Genomic DNA, 24,769 nt, shown 5'->3' with positions numbered 1-24,769 from the left:
AGCGGTTAACGCGGTTGGGTTTTCCTTTCGCCGCCGCGCGGAAAGCCCTAGAACCGCCCAAAACCCGGAGGACAGGATGATCGGACGTCTTAACCATGTGGCCATCGCGGTTCCCGACCTGGCTGCGGCATCCGCCCAATATGCCGATACGCTGGGCGCCAGGGTCGGCGCGCCCCAGGACGAACCGGACCATGGCGTGACGGTGGTCTTCATCGAACTGCCCAACACCAAGATCGAACTGCTGTATCCCCTGGGCGAGAACAGCCCGATCCAGGGATTCCTGGACAAGAACCCGTCCGGCGGCATCCATCACATGTGCTTCGAGGTGGAGGACATCCTGGCCGCCCGCGACCGCCTGAAATCCGAAGGCGCCCGCGTCCTGGGCAGCGGCGAACCCAGGATCGGCGCCCATGGCAAGCCGGTCCTGTTCCTGCATCCCAAGGATTTCAACGGCTGCCTCATCGAACTGGAGCAGGTCTGATGAACCTGACCGGGGGCATCGTCCTGTTCGCCGTCCTGTGGTTCCTGACGCTGTTCATCGTCGTTGTGATCGGCCAGCGCAGCCAGCAGGACGCGGGCGAGATCGTGCCGGGCACCCCGGCAGGCGCGCCCGCCGACCTGCGGCTGAAGGGCAAGCTGATCTGGACCACGGTGATCGCGGCGATCATCTGGGCCGCGATCGCCTATGTGATCCTGGGCGGGCTGATCACCCGCGCGGATATCGAGAATCTGGACCGGCTGATCCGCTGATCAGGTGGAACAGATGCGTGAAGGCCGCTGCCGCCAGCAGCGGCACCGCGATATTGACCAGGGGAATCACCAGGGCCACCGCGACCAGCACGCCCGCCAGCGTCACGCGCCCCGCATTCGCCTTGCGCAGGGCGGTGGCTTGGGGTTGATCCATGTGGCGGCGGGCGGCCATCTGAAAGAACTCCCGCCCCAGCAGCCAGCCGTTCGCGCCGAAGAACAGCAGCGGCGCCAGCGGACCCAGGACCGGCGTCAGGAACAGCGACAGGATCGCGACCGCCAGCACGGCCAGCATCACCGCGACCGATTCCAGCAGCCCGTCCAGGAAATCCAGCGAGGCGCCCTGGCGGGCGGGATAGTGCATCTCCTCGACCGCGTCGGCGACATGATCGGCGAACAGGCCGGAAAAGCCTGCGGCGACGGGGGCCATCAGGAAGAACCCCATCAGCGGGAACAGCGCCAGCGACCCCCAGGACAGCGCCGATCCGACATCCAGCGTGCCGATCCAGGGCAGCGACAGGCTGCCCGGCACGAAGCTGCGGACCGCCCAGAACAGCGCCGATTGCAGGACGACGAACAGCAGGACGGTCAGCGCGACGCCCATCAGGGCCAGCCGCAGGATGCGCGGCCGCAGCAGATCCAGCCAGCCCAGGGTGAGGGCGCGAAAGACGATCATTCCAGCCAGCACGTCTTGGCGGCGACGTCGGGGCGCGGGCGTTCGGGCGGCGCGTCCCCCCGGCTGCCCAGATGGACCAGGCCCACCAGGCGTTCGCCATCGGTCAGGCCCAGGTGGCTGCGCCCGAAGGTCTCGTCCAGCACCGCCGGACCGGTCAGCCAGGCCGCCCCCCAGCCCGAGGCGAGCGCCGCATTCACCAGCCCCAGGCAGACCGCGCCTGCCGACAGGAACTGTTCCCAGCCCGGCACCTTGTCGCTGGCGACGGGCGCCGACACCACCGCCACGATCACCGGCGACCCGAAGGCCGAGGCCGCCTTGTCGGCCGCCGCCTGATCCTGGCCCGCGGCCAGCACCTGCGCGCGCAGCACCGGCGCCAGCCGGTCCAGGACCGCGCGTTCCAGCACCACGAAGCGCCAGGGCTCCAGCTTGCCGTGGTCGGGGACGCGCGCGGCCAGGGTCAGCAGGCGCAGGATCTCGGCCCGGTCGGGGGCGGGTTCGCGCAGCATCTTGGGCGGGTGCGACCGGCGCGTCGCCAGAAAGTCCAGGGCGGCATCGTTGCGATGGGTCATGGCGTTCTCCTTTCCGGCTGTTCTTCCCGAAACGGGCGGGACGCGCAAGCAAGGCTTGCCAGCGGCGGCGGCAGACGGGATGCTGCGGCCATGAGCGACGATCTGCGCCATCTGGCCGTTCCCGGCGCCACCCTGGCCGTGCGCGTGACGCCCCGCGCGCGCCGCAATGCCGTCATCCTGGCCGAGGATGGCCTGCGCGTCCACACCACCACCGTCCCCGAGGACGGCAAGGCGAACGACGCGGTGATCCGGCTGCTGTCAAAGGCCCTGGACGTGCCCCGGTCGCAGCTGACGCTGCTGCGCGGCGCCACCTCGCGCGACAAGCTGTTCCGCGTCGATCAGCCCCGGTCGATGCGGTAATTCCCCTCGGGCAGGTTCAGGGCCAGGCGCAGTTCGGCCAGCTGGTGCATCGACAGGGTGATGCGCACCACCTCGTCGTCTGGACCGACCTGTTCCAGCACCACGCGGTCGTCGAAGGACAGGATCACCACATCCTCGTTCAGCGGGCCGGTATCGGGATCGGCTTCGTCGATCAGGGTGATGACGGTGGCGTCGAAATCATGCTCGATGGTGAACATCGCGGGCCTCCTTGGTTCGGGACGACATTCGCGTGATGCGGCGCCAGGGGCAAGCGGGCAGGGTTTGCGCGGGTTTTCACGACCGGCTAAGATCGGCCAACGCAAACGGTACGACCGCGCCGGGCCAAGGCGCGGCGATGGGGCAAGGGGCAGGCGATGAAGCGGGTCACGGCGATCTTGGGTGCAGGGCTTCTGGGCGTGGCCGCCTGCGCGCCCCGGCCGATGGATCCGGTCAGCATTCCGTCCGGACCTTACGGCGCGCCCCAACCCGCGCCGGTCCTGACCAATGACGGCAGCCCGCAATCGGCCGCGCGCATGTTCGTGGCGGTGATGCGCCGGATGGAACCGGCGATCGAACGCGAATGCCTGCAACGGCGCACCCAGCCGATCAACTGCGATTTCCAGTTCGTCGTCGACGACCGTCCGGGGCAAGAGGTCAACGCCTTCCAGACCATCGACGCCACCGGCCGCCCGATCATCGGCTTCACCCTGTCCCTGATCGCCCAGACCCGCAACGGCGATGAGATCGCCTTCGTCGTGGGTCACGAGGCCAGCCACCACATCCTGAACCACCTGGATCGCAAGGCGGGCGCCGCCGCCGCCGGGGCGGTGATTCTGGGCAGCATCGCCTCGGTCTATGGCAACAACCCGGAAGCCATCGAGACGGCGCAGCGAATCGGCGCCTCGGTCGGGTCGCGCTATTATTCGCGAGAATGGGAGCTTCAGGCGGATTATCTGGGCGCCATCATGGCGCTGAACGCGGGCTTCGATCCGATCCACGGATCGCTGTTCTTCGAGCGAATCCCCGATCCGGGCGATCATGTCCTGGGCACCCATCCCCCGCGCGCGGCCCGTCTGGCCCAGGTCAGGCGCGCTGTGGCGGATGTCCAAAGCGGCCGAATCCGCTGAACGCGGCATATCATACAAAAGTTGCGGCAGAAAAGTCACAGGTTACCCCGCGTTAACGCCAGGGTTGTCCGAAGGCCCGATTTTCATTGTGAAAAAACCGCTGAAATGCGGGCGGAAAATCAGCGCCTTGGTGCAAATCTCCTGCCCGGAACAGGCGTGCGGCGGAAAGCCGCCGAAAATTTTTGAAAAAAGCTGCTCAACCGGCGGAATTTTGCTTTTTCCGACATTACCATGCACATAAACTGCAATCAGATTTGATCACATTGACGCGATGCCACGGCATCCGTGTGGAGTCTCGGAATGATCGGGGTTGTCGTCTGGAGCAGTGCGGAACGTGAAAAGGCGGTGATCTGGTGCGAGGATCATGCGGCCCTTGCCTATTTGCAGGGGCGCGAAAACCTGACGCGGGCGGTCTGCTGGCCGCAACCCGGCGATCTGGTCGAACTGGAAAGCGAAGCCATCGGCGCCCTGCGCCATGCGCGCAATGTCACGATGCTGTCCGAACAGGAATTCACGCATCTGCCCGACATGCTGCGCGCCAACACCCCCCCGGCCGAGCCGCATCTGCGAATCGTCTCCTCGACCCCCGAACCGAGAGAGCAGACGGCGGCCCAGCCGGTTTTCAGGGCCGCCGCCGCCCGCTGAGCCGCCCTAGACGCCGCGCGACAGGGCCGCGACGCCGGTCCGGGCCAGATCGGTCAGCCCCAGCGGCCGCATCAGGTCGGCGAAGGCATCCAGCTTGCCGGGCGTGCCGACCAGTTCGAAGACAAAGCTTTCCAGCGTCGAATCGACCACATTGGCGCGGAAGATTTCCGCGATCCGCAGCGATTCGACCCGCTTTTCCCCTTGTCCCCGCACCTTGAACAGCCCCAGTTCCCGTTCGACGGCCGGGCCTTCCACGGTCAGGTCGTGGACCTCGTGGACCGGGACGATCCGGCCCAGTTGCGCCTTGACCTGGGCGATCACGGCGGGGGTTCCGCGTGTGACCAGGGTGATGCGCGACCGGTGGCCGGTGTGATCCACCTCGGCCACGGTCAGGCTGTCGATGTTGTAGCCGCGCCCGGAAAACAGCCCGATCACGCGCGCCAGGACGCCCGGTTCGTTTTCGACCAGCACGGCCAGGGTGTGGCTTTCCTCGACCTGGGAATTCGGATCGCGCAGGTCATAGGCCGAATGGCTGGACGCGCCCTTCTGGATGTTCAAAGCGTTCATTGTGTTGCCTCATCTTGGCAGAAATATCCCGAGGGGGTGAGGAGCGCCCGGAAAAGGGTCCGGTGGACCATATTCAGCGACGAACGCCTGCCCCCCCGCCGGCAGGCGGGGGCAAAGCCCCCACGCGACAGTTTCAAACCAGCACCGCGCCTTCCGATTCGATCACCCCGAATGTCGCGGCCTCGCCCAGCAGCATCTCGTTATGCGGCTTGCCCGAGGGGATCATCGGGAAGCAGTTCTCGTGCTTCTCGACCAGGACATCCAGGATGAACGGGCCGTCGTAATCCAGCATCTGCTGGATCGCCTCGTCCAGACCTTTCGGATCCTTGACCACCGCGCCCTTGCAGCCGAAGGCGTCCGCCAGCTTGACGAAATCGGGCAGGCTGTCCGACCAGGACTGGCTGTAACGCTCTCCATGCAGCAATTGCTGCCATTGCCGCACCATGCCCAGCCGTTCGTTGTTCAGGATGAACTGCTTGACCGGCAGGCGGAACTGCACCGCCGTGCCCATTTCCTGCATGTTCATCAGCCAGCTGGCATCGCCCGCGACATTGATGACCAGGGCTTCGGGATGGGCCATCTGCACGCCGATGCTGGCGGGCAACCCGTAACCCATGGTCCCCAGCCCGCCCGAGGTCATCCAGCGATTCGGCTGGTCGAAATGCAGGTATTGCGCCGCCCACATCTGGTGCTGGCCGACCTCGGTCGTGATGTAACGGTCGCGGCCCTTGGTCAGCGCCTCCAGCCGTTCCAGGGCGTATTGCGGCTTGATCAGCGAATCGCTGTTGCGATAGGCAAGGCATTTCCTGGCCTTCCAGCCCTCGATCTGCGCCCACCACTCGCGCAGGGCCGGGCCGTTGACCTTGCGGCCGCGCGATTTCCAGACCTTCAGCAGATCCTCCAGGACATGGCCCACATCGCCGACGATGGGGATGTCGACCCGGATCACCTTGTTGATGCTGGACGGGTCGATGTCGATATGCGCCTTGACCGAATGCGGGCTGAAATCGGCCACGCGCCCGGTGATGCGGTCGTCGAAGCGCGCGCCGATATTGATCATCAGGTCGCAGCCATGCATCGCCAGGTTCGCCTCGTACAGCCCGTGCATCCCCAGCATTCCCAGCCAGTTCTTGCCCGATGCCGGATAGGCGCCCAGCCCCATCAGGGTCGAGGTCACCGGGAATCCGGTCGCATCCGCCAGTTCGCGCAAAAGCTGGCTGGCGCCGGGACCGGAATTGATGACGCCGCCGCCGGTATAGAGGATCGGTCGTTCCGCCCCCTCTATCAGTTCCACCAGCCGGGTGATCGCCTGGATGTCGCCCTTGCGGACCGGCTGATAGCGGGCGGGTTCCACCTGCTTCGGCCCGACATAGGCGCCGCTGGCGAACTGCACGTCCTTCGGAATATCGACCAGCACCGGCCCCGGCCGCCCCGAGGTGGCGACCTGGAAGGCCTTGTGGATCGTCTCGGCCAGCCTGTCGGTGTCCTTGACCAGCCAGTTGTGCTTGGTGCAGGGGCGGGTGATGCCGACCGTATCGGCCTCCTGGAAGCCGTCGGTGCCGATCATGAAGGTCGGAACCTGGCCCGACAGCACGACCAGCGGGATCGAATCCAGCAGCGCGTCGGTCAGCCCGGTGACGGCATTCGTCGCGCCCGGACCCGAGGTGACCAGCACGACCCCCGGCTTGCCCGTGGACCGGGCATAGCCTTCGGCCATGTGGACCGCGCCCTGTTCGTGGCGCACCAGGACATGGGTGATGTCGTTCTGCTGGAAAATCTCGTCATAGATGGGTAGCACCGCCCCGCCCGGATAGCCGAATACCGTATCGACGCCCTGATCGCGCAAGGCTTCGACAACCATTCTTGCACCCGTCATCATTCGGGACATGCCTTCCTCCATCACATCTAGACCCGGCGGCGCAAACCGTCCGCGAGTCGGCGCAAACTATGGAGGCGGCCGGACAGGGTCAATGGGGTCGCGCGGATAAAATGACGCGTATCGCGCAAAAATTGTAATTTTCTTTCGCGGATCAGCGATCGAATTGCGGCAGGGCGATGCGCGCGACCTGTTCGACGATGGGATCGACGGACAGGGGATGGGCCTCGTTCGAATGATCCTGGGGGTCGCCGATATTCTGCCAGACCCCGCCCTTGTAGATCTCCAGCGCGGAAAAGCGCGCCTTGTAATCCATCTTGCGGCTGCCCGGCACCCAATAGCCCAGATAGATATAGGGCAGCTTGGCCGCCCGCGCGATCTCGATATGGTCGAGGATCAGGTATGTGCCCAGGCTGGCCGGTTGCAGGATCGGATGGTAGAAGCTGTAGACGAGGCTCAGCCCGTCATCCAGCACGTCGGTCAGGCAGACGGCGGCCAGGAAATCGTCGCCGGGCGCCAGCCGTTCGGGATTGTCCCCGCTGCACCGGTATTCGATCACGCGGGTCTTGACCGGCGTCTCCTCGATCATGGCGGCGAATTCGAAGATATCCATGTCGGCCATCCCGCCGTCCGCATGGCGGCTGTCCAGATAGCGGCGGAACAGGTCGAACTGTTCCTCGGTCGCCCAGGCGCTTGTGGCCAGGCGCCGCAGGCCCGCATTGCGCCGCATCAGCCGCCGCTGCGTGCGCGAGGGCTGGAAATCCGCCACCCGGATCCGCGCCGACATGCAGGCCACGCAGCTTTCGCAACTGGGCCGATAGAGGACGTTCTGCGACCGCCGGAAACCCTGGCGCGACAGGGCGTTGTTCAGTTCCGCCGCATTGTCGCCATGCAGCGCGGTGAACAGCTTGCGTTCGGCGCGGCCATGCAGATAGGGGCAGGGCTGCGGAGCCGTCACATAAAATTGCGGCGCATGGGGCAGGGTATGACGCATCAGCGCGGGCCTTTACGGCGGAGTGTCGTTCCAGAATTGATCATGCGCCAAAAAGGATCCGTGTTTCCGACCTGTCGATTGCGCGAAAGCCTAACAATGATTGCACCACCCGCCAAGCGGGGAAAGGGTTAAAGCTTGAACGGCCCGCCGAACGGGGCGTTGACGGCAAAGGGCCTTGGGCTAGTCTGCCGGGCATGGATTTCGCAGCCCGCATCACCCGCCACCCGATCGCCGCCGACCCCGACCGGGCGCGGCATGTGCTTGCCCTGTTCCTGACCCTGGATCCGGCGCTTGATCCGGCCCTGTCGGACCTGATCGGCGGTGCCGCCGGATGCAGCCCCTATCTGGCGGGACTGCTGGCGAAAGAGGCGGACTGGCTGCCCGGCGCGCTGAACCATGACGACGTGGTCGCGCGCGAGACGGCGGGATTCGAGGCCCTGTCCCCCGACGACCTGGCGGTGGCCCTGCGCCGGGCCAAGCGCCGCGTGGCGCTGTTGACCGCCCTGGCCGATCTGGGCGGTGTCTGGCCGCTGGAACAGGTGACGGGCACGCTGTCCGACCTGGCCGACCGCGCCGTCGACCTGGCGCTGCGGGTCCAGGTCGCCCAGGAACGCCGGCGCGGCAAGCTGCCCGAAACCGCTGCCGATGCGGGCGGCCTCTTCGCCCTGGCGATGGGCAAGGGCGGCGCGCGCGAGCTGAACTACAGCTCGGACATCGACCTGATCGTGCTGTTCGATGAAACCGCCTATGCGGGATCCGACCAGCAGGAGGCGCGCGCCGCGTTGATCCGGGCCACGCGCAAGATGGCGACGATGCTGTCGGACGTGACCGAGCACGGCTATGTCTTCCGAACCGACCTGCGGCTGCGGCCCGACGCGGCGGTGACTCCGGTCTGCATCTCGACCGCCGCCGCCCTGGCCTATTACGAGGCCGAGGGACGAACCTGGGAACGCGCGGCCTTCATCAAGGCGCGGGCGGCGGCGGGCGACGTCGCGGCGGGCGAACGCTTCCTGCGTGAATTGCGCCCCTTCGTCTGGCGCAAGCATCTGGACTTCGCGGCGATCCAGGACGCCCACGACATGCGCCTGCGGATCCGCGACCACAAGGGCCTGGGCGGGCGGCTGGAGATTCCCGGCCACAACCTGAAGCTGGGTCGCGGCGGCATCCGCGAGATCGAATTCTTCACCCAGACCCGCCAGTTGATCGCGGGCGGGCGCGACCCGGACCTGCGCCGGCGCGACACGGTGGGCGGGCTGGCGGCCTTGGCGGACAAGGGGTGGATCCCTGCGGATGTGGCGCGGCAGCTGACCGATCACTATCGCGAACATCGCGACATCGAACACCGCATCCAGATGGTGAACGACGCCCAGACCCATTGCCTGCCGCGCGATGCGGCCGGGGTGGCGCTGATCGCGGCGATGATGGGCGATGCCGACGCCGAGGCCTGGTCCGCCCGGCTGCGCGCGCGGCTGGAACATGTCCACGATCTGACCGACAGCTTCTTCTCGCCCGCAGATACGGCGGCGCGCCCCGCGATCTCGGCGGAATCGCAGGCGATCATCGACCGCTGGCAGACCTATCCCGCGCTGCGGTCCACCCGCGCGCAGCAGATCTTCCGCCGCGTCGAACCGGAACTGCTGTCGCGCATGGCCCGCACCGGCCACCCGAACGAGGCGCTGTCGCGCTTCGACGCCTTCCTGTCGGCGCTGCCCGCTGGCGTGCAGATCTTTTCCCTGTTCGAGGCCAATCCCCAACTGATCGACCTGCTGGTCGACATCTGCGGCAGCGCGCCGGGCCTTGCCGCCTATCTGACCCGGCATTCGGCCGTCCTGGACGCGGTGCTGGGGGGCAGCTTCTTTTCGCCCTGGCCGGGCGCGCGGGGGCTGCGCGCCGATGCCGACCGGCTGCTGCATTCCGCGCTGACCGGGCCGGGCGGCGGATACGAGGCCGCCTTGGACACTGCCCGCCGCTGGGCGCATGAATGGCATTTCCGGGTCGGCGTCCATCACCTGCGCGGGCTGATCGACGCGGACGAGGCCGCCGTCCAATATGCCGATATCGCCGATGCCTGCCTGGGCGCGCTGTTTCCCGTCACCGCCGCCGATTTCACCCGCAAGCATGGGCCGCCGCCGGGGCGGGGGGCGGTGGTGCTGGGCATGGGCTCGCTGGGCGCGCGCAGCCTGAACGCGGGATCCGATCTGGACCTGATCGTGATCTATGACGCGGCGGGGACCGAATCCTCGGACGGGCCGCGCCCGCTGGCGGCGCGCCCCTATTACGCGCGGCTGACCCAGGCGATGATCACCGCCGTGTCGGCCCCCACGGCCGAGGGGCGGCTTTATGAGGTGGACATGCGCCTGCGCCCGTCGGGGCGGCAGGGTCCGGTCGCGACCGCGATCCAGAGCTTCGAGAGCTATCAGATGACCGAGGCCTGGACCTGGGAACATCTGGCCCTGACCCGCGCCCGCGTCGCGGCCTGGGCGGGCGACAGGGCCGAGGAACTGGCCCATGATGTCGAGGCGCTGCGGCTGGAGGTCTTGCGCAGTCGCGGCCGCGATCCGCGCGTGATGCCGGATCTGGCGGACATGCGCGAACGCATCTTCGCCGCCCGTCCGCTGGATGGCGCGTGGGAGGCCAAGGTCGGGCCGGGGCGGCTGCAGGACATCGACCTGCTGGCGCAATCGCTGGCGCTGCGGGCGGGCGATCCGGCGCGGGGGACGCTGGCGCAACTGCGCGCGGGGCGGCGGGCCGGGCTGATCGCTGCGGCGGATGCGGACCGGCTGGGGTCGATCTGGCGGTTTCTGTGGCGGCTTCACGCCTCGGGGCGGCTGCTGACCACGAAGCCGCTGGACATGGAGGAGATCGGCTTGGGCGGACAGGAATTGCTGCTGCGCGAAAGCGGCGCGGCCGGCGTGGACGACCTGGCCCGGCGGCTGCGCGACCACTGCGCCGAGGCCGCGTCCCTGATCGACGCGGCCCTGCCGGTCGATGTGGGCTGACAGGCGCCCGCGCCCGGTGGGGGACAGCGATGCCGCCCCTGTCACGCGCCCGTCCGGTTCAGGCGCTTTTGCGGACCGGCACGGCAGGCGGCGCGGCGATGTCCACAAGGGGCGCGGGCGCTGCGCGCCGGACGGCGGAGGCGGGATCGCCGATCTGTCCCAGCAGGGGGATCGAAACGGTCCCCTCGGGCAGGGTCACCGCCGCATCGGCCGCGTCATAGATGCCATGCGCGGTCTTGTCCCAGTAGAAGGGCTTCACGACGACCTCGTAGATGGCCTTCCACCCGGCCAGGCAGCCCAGCGGGAAATACAGGTGCAGGCTGGGCACCCAATAGATCAGGTGGCGATGCTTGTCGGCGCGCACGGCCCACATGCCGACCCCGATCGACAGCAGTTCGGAGGCGACGAACGTCCCGAACAGCGCCGGAATCGCATAGCCGCCCCAGACCCCCGCCAGCGGCTCGCGCAGCGGATGGGGCAGGCCCAGGCTCAGCAGCCAGAAGCTCCACAGGATCGGGGCCAGCAGGTATTGCGACAGGCTGCCCAGGAACTGGATCTGGAAGCCGATGAAGCGCCAGGCGCCAAGTTCGCGCCACAGCAGGCGCGGGTTGCGCATGTGGACGCCCCAGGTCATCGCGTAGCCTTTCAACCAGCGGGACCGCTGCTTGATCCAGGGCAGGGCGCGGCAATTCGCCTCTTCGTCGGTGGTGGTGTCGATGATCTCGGTCCGCCAGCCGCGCCGGGCCAGGCGCACGCCCAGGTCAGCATCCTCGGTCACGTTCCAGGCGTCCCAGGCGCCGACCTGCTCCAATGCGTCGCGGCGGAAGAACAGCGTCGTCCCGCCCAGCGGCACGACCAGGCCCAGCCGCGCCACGCCCGGCAGGATCACCCGGAACCAGGCCGCGTATTCGATGGTGAAGCAGCGCGCCAGCCAGTTGGTGCGCGGGTTGTAGTAATCCAGCGCGCCTTGCAGGCAGGCCACGTCGGTGGCGGCGAAATGGAAGCGGCGCGCGACGGTATGCAGCTGGTCGGGATCGGGCCGGTCCTCGGCGTCCCAGACGCCGATGATCGCGCCCCGGCAGAAGTTCAGGGCATAGTTCAGCGCGCGGGGCTTGGTCTGGACGGGGCCGTTCGGCACCTCGACCACGCGGATCCAGCCGGGCAGGCGCGCGCCTTGCAGGGCGTTGCGGGTCACCTGGTCGCTGGCCTCGATCACCAGCAGGATGTCCATCAGCTCTCGCGGATAGTCCAGGCGCGACAGCCGCACCACCAGCTTGCCCGCGACATCGCTTTCGCGAAACAGCGGCACCATGACCGAGATCACGGGCAGCGGGCCGGTCATTTCGGCCCGCGCGGCGCGGCCCTGGGCGAGGTCTTCGGACTGGGCGCGTTCCTCGGCCTGGATGCGGCGGCTGGCGACAAGGGCCGCCAGCTTCAGACCGCTTTGCGCGATCAGCGACAGCGTGGCCCACAGGGTCAGCGCCGACAGCACCGCCACCGGCACCAGCCACAGCCCAAGCGCCAGCCCCGCCATGACGCCCAAGGCGATGCGGCCGGTCCGCGCCTCGTTCCGGGACCGGCAGGATTCGGCGGCAGGCACGCGCATCTCGGCCTTGCGGATCATGGCGATGCGGCGCGATGCCAGGACGGCGGCCTGCACCTGGTCTTCGGAACACAAAAGCATCCGCACCTTGCCGAAGCTGTCGGGCAGGCCGGGGATCAGGTCCGCGAAAAGCTCGGGGCGGGCGGTGGCGATCCAGGTGACGCCGCCGATGCGGCGCCAGGGCAGGATGGCGTTGGCCAGGCAGAATTCCGCGCCCAGGGCGTCGATCAGGCGCGGATCGCCCGGCGTCCGGGCGGGATCGAGCGCCGAGGTCCGCCACTGGCGGCACAGCGCGCGCAGCAGCGCCTCGGGCGTGACCCAGCCTTGCGACAGAAGGATCTGGCCCAGGCGGCTGTCCTGCCGCCCGCGCATCACGCTGGCCTTCAGCAGGTTGCCGGGATCGACGGCGCCGTCTTCCAGCAGCAACTGCCCCAGCGGCGCCTGGTGGCGCGGCGCCATGGTCGGCGCGGGGGCAGCATCGTGGGGAACAAAGGCAACTGGTTGAGGACTGACCATGGGCGATTCCCTGTTGGATCGCCCATGGGTGGCATAAAAGCGGTTAAGAAGGGGTTAAGCGCCCGCGCGGCGGCTGCGCATGGCGTCGGCGAAACGCTGGAACAGATACAGGCTGTCCTGCGGCCCCGGCGCGGCCTCGGGGTGGTATTGCACCGAGAACACCGGCTTGCCCTGAACCCGGATGCCGCAATTGCTGCCGTCGAACAGGCTGACATGGGTTTCGATCACGCCCAGAGGCAGGGTCTGGCTGTCCACCGCGAAGCCGTGGTTCATCGAGGTGATCTCGACCTTGCCGGTTTCGGTGTCGCGCACCGGATGGTTCGCGCCGTGATGGCCGTGGCCCATCTTCACCGTCCGCGCGCCAAGCGCCAGCGCCAGCATCTGGTGGCCCAGGCAGATGCCGAAGATCGGCAAGTCGCGGTCCAGCAGGGTCTGGATCATCGGCACGGCATATTCGCCCGTCGCCTCGGGGTCGCCGGGACCGTTCGACAGGAACACGCCCTCGGGGTCATGGGCCAGAACCTCCTCGGCCGTGGCGGTGGCGGGCAGGACGGTCACATCGGCGCCGTAAGCCACCAGCGACCGCAGGATGTTGCGTTTCGCGCCATAATCCAGGGCCACGACCTTGAAGGGCTTCCGTCCGGGCTGGGTGCCGAAGCCCTTGCCCCATTCCCAGGCGCCCTGGTCCCAGCGATAGCCTTGGCGGCAGGTGACATCCTTGGCCAGATCCAGCCCGACGATGCCGGTCCAGGCGCGGGCGCGGGCGACCATCGCGGCGATGTCGAAATTGCCGTCCGGGTCATGGGCCAGCACCACATGCGGCGCGCCCTGCTGGCGGATCGCGCGGGTCAGGCGGCGGGTGTCGACGCCGCCCATGCCGATGCGGCCGCGCCGGGCCATCCAGTCGGGCAGGGCGCCCGCCGCGCGCCAGTTCGACGGCTGGGTCGGATCCCAGCGGACGACGATGCCGCTGGCGACGGGATCGGGGGCCTCGTCATCCTCGGGCGTGACGCCGGTATTGCCGATATGGGGAAAGGTGAAGGTGACGATCTGGCTGGCATAGCTGGGATCGGTCATGATCTCTTGATAGCCGGTCATCGCGGTGTTGAAGACCAGTTCGGCCACGACCTCTCCGGGGGCGCCGAAGCCCTGGCCGTAGAAGACTGTCCCGTCGGCAAGCGCAAGGCAGGCGGTCGGTTTGTTGGCCATGGCGGCACCCTTTGTCTGAATCAGGCGGTGAATAGGGGGCCGGGCGGCCAAGGTCAAGAACACAGCCCGGCTTGATTTGCCGCGCCCGCTGGCCTAGATAGCAGGCTTTCGCGACCAGGAGACGCCAATGGACCTGCGAGCCAGGCTGCAAGCCGCCACCAAGGAAGCCATGAAGGCCAAGGACAGCGCGCGGCTGTCCACGCTGCGCCTGATCGGCGCCGCCATCAAGGACAAGGAAATCGCCGCCCGCACCGGCGACGGCGACGGCACGCTGACCGACGCCGACCTGATCGCGATCCTGTCGAAGATGGTCAAGCAGCGCCAGGAATCCGCCAAGGCCTATGAGGAAGGCGGCCGGCTGGAGCTGGCCCAGAAGGAAGAGGCCGAGATCGCCATCATCCAGGAGTTCCTCCCCCGGCAATTGACCGAGGCCGAAGCCACCGCGGCCATCGACGCCGCCATCGCCGCGCTTGGCGCGACGGGCATCCGCGATGTGGGACGCGTGATGGCGGAACTGCGCGACCACCATGCCGGGCAGATGGATTTCGGCGCCGTCGGGCCGATGGTCAAGGCGCGGCTGCTGAACTGAATCGGCCGCCATGCGTTCCGCCGGGCAGGAGGTAACAGCCATGCCCGCCAAATCGAAAGCCCAGCAGAAAGCCGCAGGCGCGGCCCTGTCCGCCAAGCGCGGCGAGACCAAGGTCAAGGATCTGAAAGGCCCGTCCAAGGACATGTATGACAGCATGTCCGAAAGCCAGCTTGAGGATTTCGCCGAAACCAAGCGGAAGGGCAAGCCCGAGCACGTGGCGAAGAAGGACTGATCAGCGCAGGCTGGCCAGCCGCCGCATCAGGTCGTCATAGAGGCTGCGGCGTTCCTGGGGCGTGAGGAAGGCACCCAGTTCGATTTCCCTCTGGCCGTCGGTCAGGGTCAGGTAGGATTCGACCGGACCTTTGCGCAGGGCGGGCCGCAGCCAATAGCTGTTGGTCGTCCATTCCCGCAACGCACCGCCGGGATCGCGGCGCGACACCCGGACGGATGTGCGGTCCAGGACCAGCTCCTCGGCCATGTCGGCCTGGGCATAGCTGCGCTGGATCGCATACCAGACGCCGCCGATCACCAGCAGCACGAAGGGCAGCAGACCCCACAGGACGGCGGTGCCCAGCATCGCCACCACCGGCAGCGCCATGAAGCCCGCCGTCAGGCCGATGAACCAGACAAACCCCTTGCGCGGCAGCGACCGATAGGGCCACAGCCGCAGCCGATATGACAAGGCCCCGGAGTGATCCGGGGCCGTATCCTGCCATTCATAGGGCATCGATGGGCATCAGTGCGCGTGGCTGTGGTCCCAATCCTCGCGCCGGGGAAGCTGCTCGAACGTGTGTTCGGGCGGGGGCGAGGACAGGGTCCATTCCAGCGTGTCGGCATGTTCGTTCCAGTAGTTGTTCTGTGTCACCCGCTGGCCGGCGCGCAGCGTATAGGCGATGATGCCGATGAAGAACAGGAAAGAGGCGAAGCTGATATAGGCGCCGATCGAGCTGATATTGTTCCAGTAGGCGAATTCGACCGGATAGTCGATATAGCGGCGCGGCATGCCCTGACGGCCCAGGAAGTGCTGCGGGAAGAAGGTCAGGTTCGCGCCGATGAACATCATCCAGAAATGCAGCTTGCCCGCCCATTCGGGATATTGCCGGCCGGACATCTTGCCGATCCAGTAATAGACGCCCGCGAACAGCGCAAAGACCGCGCCCAGCGACATCACATAGTGGAAATGCGCGACGATGTAATAGGTATCGTGGTAAACGCGATCCAGCGGGGCCTGGGCGATGACGACCCCCGTCACGCCGCCCACGGTGAACAGGAACAGGAAGCCGAAGGCCCAGAGCATCGGCGTCTTGAACTCGATCGACCCGCCCCACATCGTCGCGATCCAGGAAAACACCTTGATGCCGGTGGGCACCGCGATGGTCATCGTGGCCAGCATGAAATAGCTTTGCTGGGTCAGCGACATGCCGACCGTATACATGTGGTGGGCCCAGACGACGAAGCCCAAGACCCCGATCGCGGCCATCGCCAGCACCATCGGCAGATAGCCGAAGATCGGCTTCTTGGCGAAGGTGGCGATGACATGGCTGATGATGCCGAAGCCCGGCAGGATGATGATATAGACCTCGGGATGGCCGAAGAACCACAGGATGTGCTGGTACAGGACCGGGTCGCCGCCGCCGGCCGGGTTGAAGAAGTTGGTGCCGAAGTTGCGGTCCATCAGCAGCATGGTGATGGCGCCGGCCAGCACCGGCAGGGCCAGAAGGATCATCCAGGCGGTGATGAAGACCGACCAGGCGAACAGCGGCACCTTGAACAGCGTCATGCCCGGCGCGCGCATGTTCAGGAAGGTGGTGATGATGTTGATCGACCCCAGGATCGACGACGCGCCCGAGACGTGGACGGCGAAGATCGCCAGGTCCATGGAATACCCGGCTTCGGTCGTGGACAGCGGCGGATACAGCACCCAGCCGACGCCCGACCCCATCTGGTCCGACCCGCCCGGCGCCAGCAGCGAGGCCACGCCCAAGGCGACGCCCGCCACATACATCCAGTAGGACAGGTTGTTCAGGCGCGGAAAGCTCATGTCCGGGGCGCCGATATGCAGCGGCATGAAATAGTTGCCGAAGCCGCCGAACAGGGCCGGAATCACCACGAAGAACATCATCAGGACGCCGTGATAGGTGATCATCACGTTCCACAGATGGCCGTTCGGGGTGCATTCGGCCGCCGCGTCGGCGATGAAGCGCGCGCCCTCCAGGCACATGTATTGCACGCCCGGATGTTGCAGTTCCATCCGCATGTAGACGGTGAAGCAGACCGAGATCAGCCCCACGATCCCCGCGGTGAACAGGTATAGGATACCGATGTCCTTGTGATTGGTGGACATGAACCAGCGGGTGAAGAACCCGCGCGTGTCGTGATGGTCGTCGTGGCCATGAACGGCTGCGTCTGCCATACCCGAACTCCCTCAGATATAGTGATCCGGTCCGGCAGACCGGCAATTCCCTGTGGTCGTTCTAGACCAGCCGTGCCGACCCGGCAATGCCCTAAGGTCGCCGGGACGACAGCTTTTGGTGGCAGATGCCGGGCGGCCGGATCAGCGATAGACCAGCACCGGAATCTTGGAATGCGTCAGGATCCGGGTGGCCTGGCTGCCCATCACCACCGCAGCCACGCCGCGCCGCCCGTGCGAGGCCATGGCGATCAGGTCGCAGCCCTCGTCCAGCGCGGTGTCGATGATCGCCTGATAGGGATTGTCGTGCCACTTGTGATGCGTCTGGACCCGGACGCCCGCCGCCTCGGCCTTGGCGCGGGCGGCCTTCAGAACCCGGTCGGCATAGGCGGCGGCATCCGTGTCATAGCTGGACCGGCTGCTTTCCACCTGCACCGCATCGGTGCTGAGGATGTGGAACGGTTCGGTCACGATGACGACCGTCACCGCCGCGCCCAGGCTGGCGGCCAGGGCCAGGCCCTTGTCGATGGCCTGCCCGGCCAGTTCGGACCCGTCGGTCGGGATCAGGATATGCTTGAACATGATGCTCCTCCTCTCGCGGCGGCAGCGCGCCGCTGGGGCGCGGGCCTGGTTGCGGCGCCGACGCTGCCACAACAGAGGCAGGGGAAACATGATGTGAATCAAACAGGCCGGCCTAGGGGGACCGGCCCGCCGACGTGGCGCGTCGGCCCGCGCTATTGCCCGGCGCTGGCCAGGAAGGCCGCGATATCGGCCTGGTTCTTGTTCAGCTTGAAGGTCATCTTGGTGCGGGCCGACGAATCGCCGGTCTTTTCCTGCACGAACTTGTTGGGATCGGTCATGTAGGCGGCCAGATCCTCGGGCGTCCAGACCTCGCCCGCATCCTTCAGGGCAATCAGCGCGTCGGAATACTTGAAGCCTTCCTCGGATCCCGCGGGCCGTCCGACCACGCCAAAGAGGTTCGGCCCCGTCTTGCCGCCCTTCACGATATCCTCGCCCGAGGGCGACTGGATCATGTGGCAGGCCTTGCACTTGCGGAATTCCTTTTCTCCGGCGGCGGCGTCGCCGTCCTGTGCAAGCGCGGGTGTCGCTAGGGCAGCGCCCAGCAGGGCGCCGATGATGGCAAATCTCATTCTTTTCCTCGCTATTCCAAAGATCTTGGAAGTCCCAACAGAACACATTAAGGCGCCGAAACGGATTCGCCACCTGTCAGAAGGTCGCATCCGGCCCCGCCGCCCTGGTCGAAGATCGTATCGAAGCCGTGGCGCAGCGCCAGATCCAAGTCGCCCATGCCGACCGGCAGGCCCAGGTCGACCAGGCTGGTCACGCCATGACCGCTGATTCCGCAGGGCACGATCCCGGAATAATGGCTCAGCTCGGGTTCGACATTGATGGCGATGCCGTGAAAGCTGACCCAACGGCGCAGCTTGACGCCGATGGCCGCGATCTTGTCGTCGCGCATCGTCCCGTCGGGCAGGGGCGCCTTGTCGGGGCGCGGCACCCAGACGCCGACCCGGCCGTCGCGGATCACCCCGGTCACGCCGAATTCCGCCAGCGAGGCGATGACCCATGCCTCCAGCCGGGCCACGAAGGCGCGCACGTCGCGCCCGCGCCGGTTCAGATCCAGCATGACATAGACGATTCGCTGGCCCGGCCCGTGATAGGTGTATTGCCCGCCCCGCCCGGTGACATGCACGGGAAAGCGCGCCTCCAGCAGGTCGCCGTCGCGCGCGCTGGTTCCGGCGGTGTAGAGCGGCGGATGTTCGACCAGCCAGACCAGTTCGTCCGCCTGGCCCGCATGGATCGCCGCGACCCGCGCCTCCATGAAGGACACGGCCTCGTCGTAACCCGTCAGCCCCGGTGCCGTGATCCATTCCACCATGCGCCCGGATCTGGCCCGGCGCGCGCGCGGCGTCAAGCCGGGGGCGACAGAATCCCCCTTTTCAATCCCCCCTGCCTCGGCTATCACCCGCCGCACTGCCCGGATGCGGTCGTGGCGGAATTGGTAGACGCGCAGCGTTGAGGTCGCTGTTCCTTAACCGGAGTGGAAGTTCGAGTCTTCTCGACCGCACCATACCTTCCCATACCCATCCAAGGAAACCGGGCAACGGCCCGTTGCGGATGAGGGATGCGATGAAGATAGCGGTTGTCGGCCTTGGCTATGTCGGCTTGTCGAATGCGGTTCTGCTGGCGCAGCACTCCACCGTGGTGGCCCTGGACATCGACAAGGCCCGCGTCGATGCCGTCAACGCCCGCAAGCCCCCCATCGAGGACGCCGAGATCAGCCGCTTCTTCGCGGAGCGCGACCTGGACCTGGCGGCCACCACCGATGCCGGGCAGGCCATGGCGGGCGCGGATTTCGTGATCGTGGCGACGCCCACCAATTACGACCCCCGGACGAACAGCTTCGACACCAGCTCGGTCGAGTCGGTGATCGCCCTGGCCCGCCAGCACACCCCCACCACGCCGATCATCATCAAGTCCACGGTTCCGGTGGGCTTCACCGAACGGATGCGGGCCGCGACCGGCTTCCAGGGCGTCATCTTCTCGCCCGAGTTCCTGCGCGAGGGGCTGGCGCTGCACGACAACCTGCATCCCAGCCGGATCGTGGTCGGCGACAAGGGCGAGGCCGGGCGGCGCTTCGCGGCGCTCCTGGCGGAAGGCGCGCTGGACCGGGACGTGCCCGTCCTGTTCACCGAATCGACCGAGGCCGAGGCGATCAAGCTGTTCGCCAACACCTTCCTGGCGATGCGCGTGGCCTATTTCAACGAGCTGGACAGCTATGCCCTGACCAACGGGCTGGATCCGCGCGCGATCATCAAGGGCGTCGGGCTGGATCCGCGGGTGGGCGATTACTACAACAACCCGTCCTTCGGCTATGGCGGCTATTGCCTGCCCAAGGACACCAAGCAGCTGCTGGCGAACTATTCGTCGGTGCCGCAGAACCTGATCGCGGCCATCGTGGAATCGAACCGCACCCGCAAGGACTTCATCGCCGAACAGATCGTTGCCCAAAATCCCCGGACGGTCGGCATCTATCGCCTGGTGATGAAGGAAGGGTCGGACAATTTCCGCGACAGCGCCGTCCAGGGGATCATGAAGCGGATCAAGGCCAAGGGCATCGCCTGCGTCGTCTATGAACCGGCCCTGGCGGCGGATCATTTCTTCCATTCGCCGGTGGAACGGGATCTGGCGGCGTTCAAGGCCCGGTCCGACCTGATCGTCGCCAACCGCCGCCACGACGACCTGGCCGATGTGGCCGACAAGCTGTTCACCCGCGACCTGCTGCAACGCGACATATGACGCCGGCCGCCCGCATCTCTGCCGCGATCGGGATCCTTGATCATGTCCTTGCGGGCCAGCCCGCCGAACAGGCGCTGCTGCGGTGGTCGCGGTCCAGCCGGTTCGCGGGATCCGGGGACCGGGCGGCGGTGCGGGATCTGGTCTTCGACGCCCTGCGCCGCCGCGACAGCCATGCGGCGCTTGGCGGGGCGCTGACGGGCAGGGGGCTGATGATCGGCGGGCTGCGTGCTGCCGGGCGCGATCCGGCAGGGCTTTTCACCGGCCAGGGCCATGCGCCCCCGCCGCTGGGACCGGGCGACCGGCCCGGCACGGCGGAAGGCATCACCGACATCCCCGCCTGGATCCGCCCCCTGTGGGACGCGTCTCTGGGAGACCGGGCCCAGGCCGTCGCCGACCGGATGCGCCAGCGGGCGCCGGTCTGGCTGCGGGTCAATCCGGTCAAGGCGGATGCCGCCCTGGCCATCGGCGCGCTGGCCCAGGACGGGATCGCGGCGGAACCCGATGCGCGCCTGCCCACCGCCTTGCGGGTGACGGCGCATGAACGGCGCCTGTCGCAAGGCCGCGCCTATCGCGACGGCCTGGTCGAGCTTCAGGATCTGTCCCCGCAACTGGCCTGCGCCGCCTTGCCCCTGGCTGCGGGGATGCGGGTGCTGGACTACTGCGCGGGCGGCGGCGGCAAGACGCTGGCCATCGCGGGCCGCGCGCCGGGGCTGAGCCCGGTGGCCCATGACGCCGATCCCGCCCGGATGCGCGACCTGCCGCAACGGGCCGAACGCGCGGGCGTCAGCGTCCAGATCGTGGCCGCCCCGAAGGGCGCCTTCGATCTGGTCATCGCCGACGTGCCCTGTTCGGGGTCGGGAACCTGGCGGCGCACGCCCGATTCGAAATGGCGCCTGAACGCGCAGGGCTTGCGCGACCTGATGGCGGTGCAGGCCCAGATCCTGCGCCGGGCGGCGGGTCTTGTCGGGCCGGGCGGGCATCTGGCCTATATGACCTGCTCGGTCCTTGACGATGAAAACGGCGCGCAGGTCGACCGGTTCCTGGGTGAAAATCCCGGTTTTCGACAGGTTTCGCGGCAATCCTGGACCCCGCTGGAGGCCAGCGACGGCTTTTTCCTGTCCCTGATGGCGCGCGGATGAAGCGGCGGGCCGCCATTAACGGCTTGTTAAGCGGTTTGGCGGTATCGACGATCCTGAAGGCTTGGAAAGGGGCTAGACGGATGACATTCGGGGAAACGCAATCCGCCGTCTCTCGCAATGCGGCCGTGGCGCTTCCGCTGCTGATGCTGCCGGTGGTGGTCGCCGCCGTGGCGGCCCTGGCGCTGCCGCAAAGCGGCTATGGGCTGGCGGGGCTGGTGATCGGCACCATCGCGGTTGCCTGGTATATCCTGGGGGGCGTGATCTCGCTGGGCTATGTGCTGGACCGGCTGGCGGCGCGGCGCGCCCTGGCCTCGATCCGGCACGAGGTCGCGGCGGCCGCCGATCCGATCTGGATCTGCGATTCCGACGGCCTGGTGGTCTTGCAGAACGAGGCGTCGCGGACCGGATTCGGCGACATCGCCGGGCAGAACATCCTGCGGCTGGTCTCGCAGTTGCGGGCGGACGCCGTGGACGACGTGAACGGGCTGGTGCGCCGCGCGGGCTATGTCGGCTGCGCGGATCTGGCGCTCGGCTCGGGCGATACGCTGACGCTCAGCCGGGCCGAGGATGCGCCCTTGCAGGTCTGGTCCTATCACCGGCAGGGCACCCCGCCCGCCGATCCCCTGGCCGCCGACGAGGCCGAGGCCCCCGACGATTTCGAGGCGATCCCCGTGGCCCTGCTGCGCATCGCGCCCAACGGCTATATCCGCCGGGCGAATGCGGCGGCGCGGCGGCTGCTGGGCGCCAGCCTGCCGCAGGGGGCCGATCCCGTCCATATCGGCAGCCTGCTGGACGGTCCCGGCCGCCCGGCGGGGGAATGGATCGCCGAAACCTATGCCGCGCGCCGCAGCGACGGCCGGTCCGAGGTGCTGCGCCTGCGGTCGCCCGACGACGCGGCCAAGGAACAGCATTTCCAGGTGACGCTGGCCATGGATCCGGTCGAACAGCCGGGCCTGATCGCGGTCCTGAACGACGCAAGCGCGCTCAAGACGCTCGAGGCGCAGTTCGTGCAAAGCCAGAAGATGCAGGCCATCGGCCAGTTGGCGGGGGGCGTCGCGCATGATTTCAACAACCTGCTGACCGCGATCCGCGGCCATTGCGACCTCTTGATGCTGCGCCACGACAAGGGCGATCCCGACTATGCCGACCTGGACCAGATCGGCCAGAACGCCAACCGCGCGGCCTCGCTGGTGGGGCAGCTTCTGGCCTTCTCGCGCCGCCAGCAATTGCAGTTGGAAACGCTGGACACGCGCGACGTGCTGGCGGAACTGACCCACCTGCTGAACCGCCTGGTGGGCGAGAAGATCACCCTGACGATCAGCCACGACCCCACCCTGCGCGCCATCCGCGCCGACAAGAGACAATTGGAGCAGGTCATCATGAACCTTGTCGTGAACGCCCGCGACGCCATGCCTGCGGGCGGCAATATCGAGATCCGGACCGATGTCCTGTCGATCGACGGCGATCTGGCCCGCGACAAGGTGTCCCTGCCCAAGGGCGATTACCTGCGCATCCGCGTCACCGACGAAGGCTGCGGCATCGACGCGGCCCTGCGCGACAAGATCTTCGAGCCGTTCTTCACCACCAAGCGCGTGGGCGAGGGGACCGGGCTGGGCCTGTCCACCGCCTATGGCATCGTCAAGCAGACCGGCGGCTATATCTTCTGCGACAGCGAACTGGGCAAGGGCACCTGCTTCTCGCTCTACTTCCCCGCCCAGGCCGGCGTCCGGCAGGCCGTCCGCCCGGTGGCGGCGGTGGCCGCGATGACCCAGCCCGCGCAGCGCGCCAGCGTCCTGTTGGTCGAGGACGAGGCCCCCGTCCGCGCCTTCGCCGCGCGCGCCCTGCGGCTGAAGGGCTATGAGGTCCACGAGGCCGCCAGCGCCGAGGAGGCGCTGGCCCTGCTGAACGGCGGGCTGGCGGTCGACATCTTCGTCACCGATGTGGTGATGCCCGGCATGGACGGGCCAAGCTGGGTCCGCGCCGCCCTGCGCGACCGGCCCGGAACCAGGGTCGTCTTCATGTCCGGCTATACCGAGGACATCTTCGGCGAAGGCCATGACCCGATTCCGAACGCGGCCTTCCTGGCGAAACCCTTTACCCTGAACGAACTGATCCAGGCGGTCGCCCGCCAGATGCAGGATCCGCCCCGCAGGTTGGATGCGTGAAGGGTTTGTCAATCACGCGGGGTCCAGACTGGTTGAGGAAATGTGAGTCCCCGGCCGGATAATGCTTGAAAAACTGGCCGGGAACGCGCATTTATCCACAGGAACAAGAAGTGAACATAAACCATCATGGCCGGCAGATTGCCCCGTCGGCCAGGCTGTGAAATAACGGTGAGGACGTATGGCACAGGCGAGCATCTTCGACATGAACGACAAGCGCAGCGCGGACAAGCAGAAGGCGCTCGACAGCGCCCTGGCCCAGATCGAACGCCAGTTCGGCAAGGGTTCGATCATGAAGCTGGGCAAGGACAGCCCGGTGGCCGAGATCGAGGCGACCTCGACCGGATCGCTGGGCCTGGACATCGCGCTTGGCATCGGCGGCCTGCCCAAGGGCCGCATCATCGAGATTTTCGGCCCGGAAAGCTCGGGCAAGACCACGCTGACGCTGCATGTCGTGGCCGAGGAACAGAAGAAGGGCGGCGTCTGCGCCTTTGTCGACGCCGAACACGCGCTGGATCCTCAATACGCCAGGAAGCTGGGCGTGAACCTGGACGAGCTGCTGATCAGCCAGCCCGATACTGGCGAACAGGCGCTTGAGATCGTCGATACGCTGGTGCGCTCTGGCGCGGTCAGCCTGGTGGTGGTCGATTCGGTCGCGGCGTTGACGCCCAAGTCGGAGATCGAGGGCGACATGGGCGACATGCAGATGGGCAGCCAGGCCCGATTGATGAGCCAGGCGATGCGCAAGCTGACCGCCAGCATCGGGCGCAGCAACTGCATGGTGATCTTCATCAACCAGATCCGCATGAAGATCGGCGTGATGTTCGGCAACCCGGAAACCACCACGGGCGGCAACGCGCTGAAATTCTATGCCTCGGTGCGCCTGGACATCCGCCGCACCGGCGCCGTCAAGGACCGCGACGAGGTGATCGGCAACACCACCCGCGTGAAGGTCGTCAAGAACAAGGTGGCGCCCCCGTTCCGGCAGGTGGAATTCGACATCATGTATGGCGAGGGCATCAGCAAGGTGGGCGAGTTGATCGACCTGGGCGTCAAGGCCGGCGTGGTGGAAAAGTCGGGCGCCTGGTATTCCTATGGCGACGAACGCATCGGCCAGGGCCGCGAGAACGCCAAGCAGTTCCTGCGCGACAATCCCGACCGCGCCATGGCCATCGAGGACAAGATCCGCGCCAGCCACGGCCTGGAATTCGCAGCCGAGGGCGGCGACTCCGAGGAGGACAGCCTGACCGAGGAGTGATC

The 24,769-nt window shown here is 67.2% G+C and carries 25 protein-coding genes and 1 tRNA gene; 13 read left to right on the top strand and 13 right to left on the bottom strand.

Features of this window, described 5'->3' with window-relative positions; translation table 11 throughout:
• Positions 1-76 precede the first annotated feature (76 nt).
• Positions 77-481 (top strand): methylmalonyl-CoA epimerase, encoded by a 405-nt coding sequence (mce, locus tag PXD02_RS12545; protein ID WP_275104201.1) that lies wholly within the window; start codon positions 77-79, stop codon positions 479-481.
• Positions 481-750: a DUF1467 family protein gene (locus PXD02_RS12540; protein WP_275104200.1), complete on the top strand. Its 270-nt coding sequence runs from the start codon at positions 481-483 to the stop codon at positions 748-750. The genes mce and PXD02_RS12540 overlap by 1 nt, the downstream gene beginning before the upstream one ends.
• Here PXD02_RS12540 and PXD02_RS12535 read toward each other — a convergent pair.
• Positions 707-1,423, bottom strand: a complete 717-nt coding sequence (locus PXD02_RS12535) for an EI24 domain-containing protein (protein ID WP_275104199.1) — start codon at positions 1,421-1,423, stop codon at positions 707-709. The two genes, PXD02_RS12540 and PXD02_RS12535, sit on opposite strands and share 44 nt — an antisense overlap.
• On the bottom strand, positions 1,420-1,992 hold the full coding sequence (locus PXD02_RS12530) for a nitroreductase family protein (protein ID WP_275104198.1): 573 nt from the start codon (positions 1,990-1,992) through the stop codon (positions 1,420-1,422). The genes PXD02_RS12535 and PXD02_RS12530 overlap by 4 nt, the downstream gene beginning before the upstream one ends.
• A gap of 90 nt (positions 1,993-2,082) precedes the next feature.
• Here PXD02_RS12530 and PXD02_RS12525 point away from each other — a divergent pair, with 90 nt between their 5' ends.
• Positions 2,083-2,352, top strand: a complete 270-nt coding sequence (locus PXD02_RS12525; RefSeq protein WP_275104197.1) for a DUF167 domain-containing protein — start codon at positions 2,083-2,085, stop codon at positions 2,350-2,352.
• On the opposite strand, the gene PXD02_RS12520 is transcribed toward PXD02_RS12525, so the two are convergent.
• Positions 2,331-2,570, bottom strand: a complete 240-nt coding sequence (locus PXD02_RS12520; RefSeq protein WP_126152779.1) for a hypothetical protein — start codon at positions 2,568-2,570, stop codon at positions 2,331-2,333. The two genes, PXD02_RS12525 and PXD02_RS12520, sit on opposite strands and share 22 nt — an antisense overlap.
• Before the next feature lie 156 nt (positions 2,571-2,726).
• Here PXD02_RS12520 and PXD02_RS12515 point away from each other — a divergent pair, with 156 nt between their 5' ends.
• Together PXD02_RS12515 and PXD02_RS12510 are read left to right on the top strand one after the other, a co-directional pair.
• A complete protein-coding gene (locus PXD02_RS12515; RefSeq protein WP_275104196.1) occupies positions 2,727-3,479 on the top strand; it encodes a M48 family metallopeptidase in 753 nt (250 codons plus the stop codon).
• A 300-nt stretch (positions 3,480-3,779) separates the two neighbouring features.
• Positions 3,780-4,124 (top strand): hypothetical protein, encoded by a 345-nt coding sequence (locus PXD02_RS12510; protein WP_275104195.1) that lies wholly within the window; start codon positions 3,780-3,782, stop codon positions 4,122-4,124.
• A gap of 6 nt (positions 4,125-4,130) precedes the next feature.
• On the opposite strand, the gene ilvN is transcribed toward PXD02_RS12510, so the two are convergent.
• The 3 genes from ilvN to PXD02_RS12495 all read right to left on the bottom strand — a co-directional run bounded on the left by ilvN (position 4,131) and on the right by PXD02_RS12495 (position 7,561).
• On the bottom strand, positions 4,131-4,691 hold the full coding sequence (gene ilvN, locus PXD02_RS12505; RefSeq protein WP_275104194.1) for an acetolactate synthase small subunit: 561 nt from the start codon (positions 4,689-4,691) through the stop codon (positions 4,131-4,133).
• A 133-nt stretch (positions 4,692-4,824) separates the two neighbouring features.
• A complete protein-coding gene (locus PXD02_RS12500; protein ID WP_275104193.1) occupies positions 4,825-6,579 on the bottom strand; it encodes an acetolactate synthase 3 large subunit in 1,755 nt (584 codons plus the stop codon).
• A gap of 142 nt (positions 6,580-6,721) precedes the next feature.
• Complete coding sequence (locus PXD02_RS12495) at positions 6,722-7,561, bottom strand: arginyltransferase (protein ID WP_275104192.1); 840 nt, start codon at positions 7,559-7,561, stop codon at positions 6,722-6,724.
• Positions 7,562-7,755: 194 nt separating this feature from the next.
• Here PXD02_RS12495 and PXD02_RS12490 point away from each other — a divergent pair, with 194 nt between their 5' ends.
• Positions 7,756-10,560 carry a [protein-PII] uridylyltransferase family protein gene (locus PXD02_RS12490; RefSeq protein ID WP_275104191.1) on the top strand — a complete coding sequence of 935 codons (2,805 nt, stop codon included), beginning with the start codon at positions 7,756-7,758 and terminating at the stop codon, positions 10,558-10,560.
• Positions 10,561-10,618: 58 nt separating this feature from the next.
• Here PXD02_RS12490 and PXD02_RS12485 read toward each other — a convergent pair whose 3' ends face one another.
• Complete coding sequence (locus tag PXD02_RS12485) at positions 10,619-12,679, bottom strand: glycosyltransferase (protein WP_275104190.1); 2,061 nt, start codon at positions 12,677-12,679, stop codon at positions 10,619-10,621.
• Positions 12,680-12,733: 54 nt separating this feature from the next.
• A complete protein-coding gene (carA, locus tag PXD02_RS12480; protein WP_275104189.1) occupies positions 12,734-13,888 on the bottom strand; it encodes a glutamine-hydrolyzing carbamoyl-phosphate synthase small subunit in 1,155 nt (384 codons plus the stop codon).
• A 127-nt stretch (positions 13,889-14,015) separates the two neighbouring features.
• Here carA and PXD02_RS12475 point away from each other — a divergent pair, with 127 nt between their 5' ends.
• Positions 14,016-14,477, top strand: a complete 462-nt coding sequence (locus PXD02_RS12475; RefSeq protein ID WP_275104188.1) for a GatB/YqeY domain-containing protein — start codon at positions 14,016-14,018, stop codon at positions 14,475-14,477.
• Positions 14,478-14,517: 40 nt separating this feature from the next.
• Positions 14,518-14,709 (top strand): DUF3008 family protein, encoded by a 192-nt coding sequence (locus tag PXD02_RS12470; RefSeq protein WP_275104187.1) that lies wholly within the window; start codon positions 14,518-14,520, stop codon positions 14,707-14,709.
• On the opposite strand, the gene PXD02_RS12465 is transcribed toward PXD02_RS12470, so the two are convergent.
• The 5 genes from PXD02_RS12465 to lipB all read right to left on the bottom strand — a co-directional run bounded on the left by PXD02_RS12465 (position 14,710) and on the right by lipB (position 18,823).
• On the bottom strand, positions 14,710-15,159 hold the full coding sequence (locus PXD02_RS12465; RefSeq protein WP_342759006.1) for a DUF2244 domain-containing protein: 450 nt from the start codon (positions 15,157-15,159) through the stop codon (positions 14,710-14,712).
• A 54-nt stretch (positions 15,160-15,213) separates the two neighbouring features.
• Positions 15,214-16,890 (bottom strand): cytochrome c oxidase subunit I, encoded by a 1,677-nt coding sequence (gene ctaD, locus PXD02_RS12460; protein ID WP_275104185.1) that lies wholly within the window; start codon positions 16,888-16,890, stop codon positions 15,214-15,216.
• A 141-nt stretch (positions 16,891-17,031) separates the two neighbouring features.
• Positions 17,032-17,469 carry a universal stress protein gene (locus PXD02_RS12455; protein WP_275104184.1) on the bottom strand — a complete coding sequence of 146 codons (438 nt, stop codon included), beginning with the start codon at positions 17,467-17,469 and terminating at the stop codon, positions 17,032-17,034.
• 152 nt (positions 17,470-17,621) lie between these two features.
• The gene (locus PXD02_RS12450) at positions 17,622-18,038 is read right to left on the bottom strand and encodes a c-type cytochrome (RefSeq protein WP_275104183.1); all 417 of its coding nucleotides are present in this window, start codon (positions 18,036-18,038) and stop codon (positions 17,622-17,624) included.
• Between the two features lie 47 nt (positions 18,039-18,085).
• Positions 18,086-18,823, bottom strand: a complete 738-nt coding sequence (lipB, locus tag PXD02_RS12445; protein ID WP_275104182.1) for a lipoyl(octanoyl) transferase LipB — start codon at positions 18,821-18,823, stop codon at positions 18,086-18,088.
• A 69-nt stretch (positions 18,824-18,892) separates the two neighbouring features.
• Here lipB and PXD02_RS12440 point away from each other — a divergent pair.
• From PXD02_RS12440 to recA, 5 genes are all read left to right on the top strand, one after another.
• Positions 18,893-18,979 (top strand) — tRNA-Leu (locus PXD02_RS12440).
• 59 nt (positions 18,980-19,038) lie between these two features.
• Complete coding sequence (locus tag PXD02_RS12435; protein ID WP_275104181.1) at positions 19,039-20,208, top strand: nucleotide sugar dehydrogenase; 1,170 nt, start codon at positions 19,039-19,041, stop codon at positions 20,206-20,208.
• A complete protein-coding gene (locus PXD02_RS12430; protein ID WP_275104180.1) occupies positions 20,205-21,347 on the top strand; it encodes an RsmB/NOP family class I SAM-dependent RNA methyltransferase in 1,143 nt (380 codons plus the stop codon). Before PXD02_RS12435 ends, PXD02_RS12430 begins: the two co-directional genes overlap by 4 nt.
• Positions 21,348-21,427: 80 nt before the next feature.
• On the top strand, positions 21,428-23,512 hold the full coding sequence (locus PXD02_RS12425; RefSeq protein WP_275104179.1) for an ATP-binding response regulator: 2,085 nt from the start codon (positions 21,428-21,430) through the stop codon (positions 23,510-23,512).
• Between the two features lie 178 nt (positions 23,513-23,690).
• Positions 23,691-24,767, top strand: a complete 1,077-nt coding sequence (recA, locus tag PXD02_RS12420; RefSeq protein ID WP_275104178.1) for a recombinase RecA — start codon at positions 23,691-23,693, stop codon at positions 24,765-24,767.
• Positions 24,768-24,769: the final 2 nt, after the last annotated feature.

Source organism: Paracoccus sp. S3-43, from assembly GCF_029027965.1.
Taxonomy (GTDB): Bacteria; Pseudomonadota; Alphaproteobacteria; order Rhodobacterales; family Rhodobacteraceae; genus Paracoccus.
Note: the sequence above shows the minus strand (reverse complement) of the source record. Positions and strands in the feature narration are given on the sequence as shown.

Coding starts and splice junctions, on each gene's coding strand:
- mce (WP_275104201.1), top strand. CDS start 77: ATGATCGGACGTCTTAACCATGTGGCCATCGCGGTTCCCGACCTGGCT.
- PXD02_RS12540 (WP_275104200.1), top strand. CDS start 481: ATGAACCTGACCGGGGGCATCGTCCTGTTCGCCGTCCTGTGGTTCCTG.
- PXD02_RS12535 (WP_275104199.1), bottom strand. CDS start 1,423: ATGATCGTCTTTCGCGCCCTCACCCTGGGCTGGCTGGATCTGCTGCGG.
- PXD02_RS12530 (WP_275104198.1), bottom strand. CDS start 1,992: ATGACCCATCGCAACGATGCCGCCCTGGACTTTCTGGCGACGCGCCGG.
- PXD02_RS12525 (WP_275104197.1), top strand. CDS start 2,083: ATGAGCGACGATCTGCGCCATCTGGCCGTTCCCGGCGCCACCCTGGCC.
- PXD02_RS12520 (WP_126152779.1), bottom strand. CDS start 2,570: ATGTTCACCATCGAGCATGATTTCGACGCCACCGTCATCACCCTGATC.
- PXD02_RS12515 (WP_275104196.1), top strand. CDS start 2,727: ATGAAGCGGGTCACGGCGATCTTGGGTGCAGGGCTTCTGGGCGTGGCC.
- PXD02_RS12510 (WP_275104195.1), top strand. CDS start 3,780: ATGATCGGGGTTGTCGTCTGGAGCAGTGCGGAACGTGAAAAGGCGGTG.
- ilvN (WP_275104194.1), bottom strand. CDS start 4,691: ATGAACGCTTTGAACATCCAGAAGGGCGCGTCCAGCCATTCGGCCTAT.
- PXD02_RS12500 (WP_275104193.1), bottom strand. CDS start 6,579: ATGTCCCGAATGATGACGGGTGCAAGAATGGTTGTCGAAGCCTTGCGC.
- PXD02_RS12495 (WP_275104192.1), bottom strand. CDS start 7,561: ATGCGTCATACCCTGCCCCATGCGCCGCAATTTTATGTGACGGCTCCG.
- PXD02_RS12490 (WP_275104191.1), top strand. CDS start 7,756: ATGGATTTCGCAGCCCGCATCACCCGCCACCCGATCGCCGCCGACCCC.
- PXD02_RS12485 (WP_275104190.1), bottom strand. CDS start 12,679: ATGGTCAGTCCTCAACCAGTTGCCTTTGTTCCCCACGATGCTGCCCCC.
- carA (WP_275104189.1), bottom strand. CDS start 13,888: ATGGCCAACAAACCGACCGCCTGCCTTGCGCTTGCCGACGGGACAGTC.
- PXD02_RS12475 (WP_275104188.1), top strand. CDS start 14,016: ATGGACCTGCGAGCCAGGCTGCAAGCCGCCACCAAGGAAGCCATGAAG.
- PXD02_RS12470 (WP_275104187.1), top strand. CDS start 14,518: ATGCCCGCCAAATCGAAAGCCCAGCAGAAAGCCGCAGGCGCGGCCCTG.
- ctaD (WP_275104185.1), bottom strand. CDS start 16,890: ATGGCAGACGCAGCCGTTCATGGCCACGACGACCATCACGACACGCGC.
- PXD02_RS12455 (WP_275104184.1), bottom strand. CDS start 17,469: ATGTTCAAGCATATCCTGATCCCGACCGACGGGTCCGAACTGGCCGGG.
- PXD02_RS12450 (WP_275104183.1), bottom strand. CDS start 18,038: ATGAGATTTGCCATCATCGGCGCCCTGCTGGGCGCTGCCCTAGCGACA.
- PXD02_RS12435 (WP_275104181.1), top strand. CDS start 19,039: ATGAAGATAGCGGTTGTCGGCCTTGGCTATGTCGGCTTGTCGAATGCG.
- PXD02_RS12430 (WP_275104180.1), top strand. CDS start 20,205: ATGACGCCGGCCGCCCGCATCTCTGCCGCGATCGGGATCCTTGATCAT.
- PXD02_RS12425 (WP_275104179.1), top strand. CDS start 21,428: ATGACATTCGGGGAAACGCAATCCGCCGTCTCTCGCAATGCGGCCGTG.
- recA (WP_275104178.1), top strand. CDS start 23,691: ATGGCACAGGCGAGCATCTTCGACATGAACGACAAGCGCAGCGCGGAC.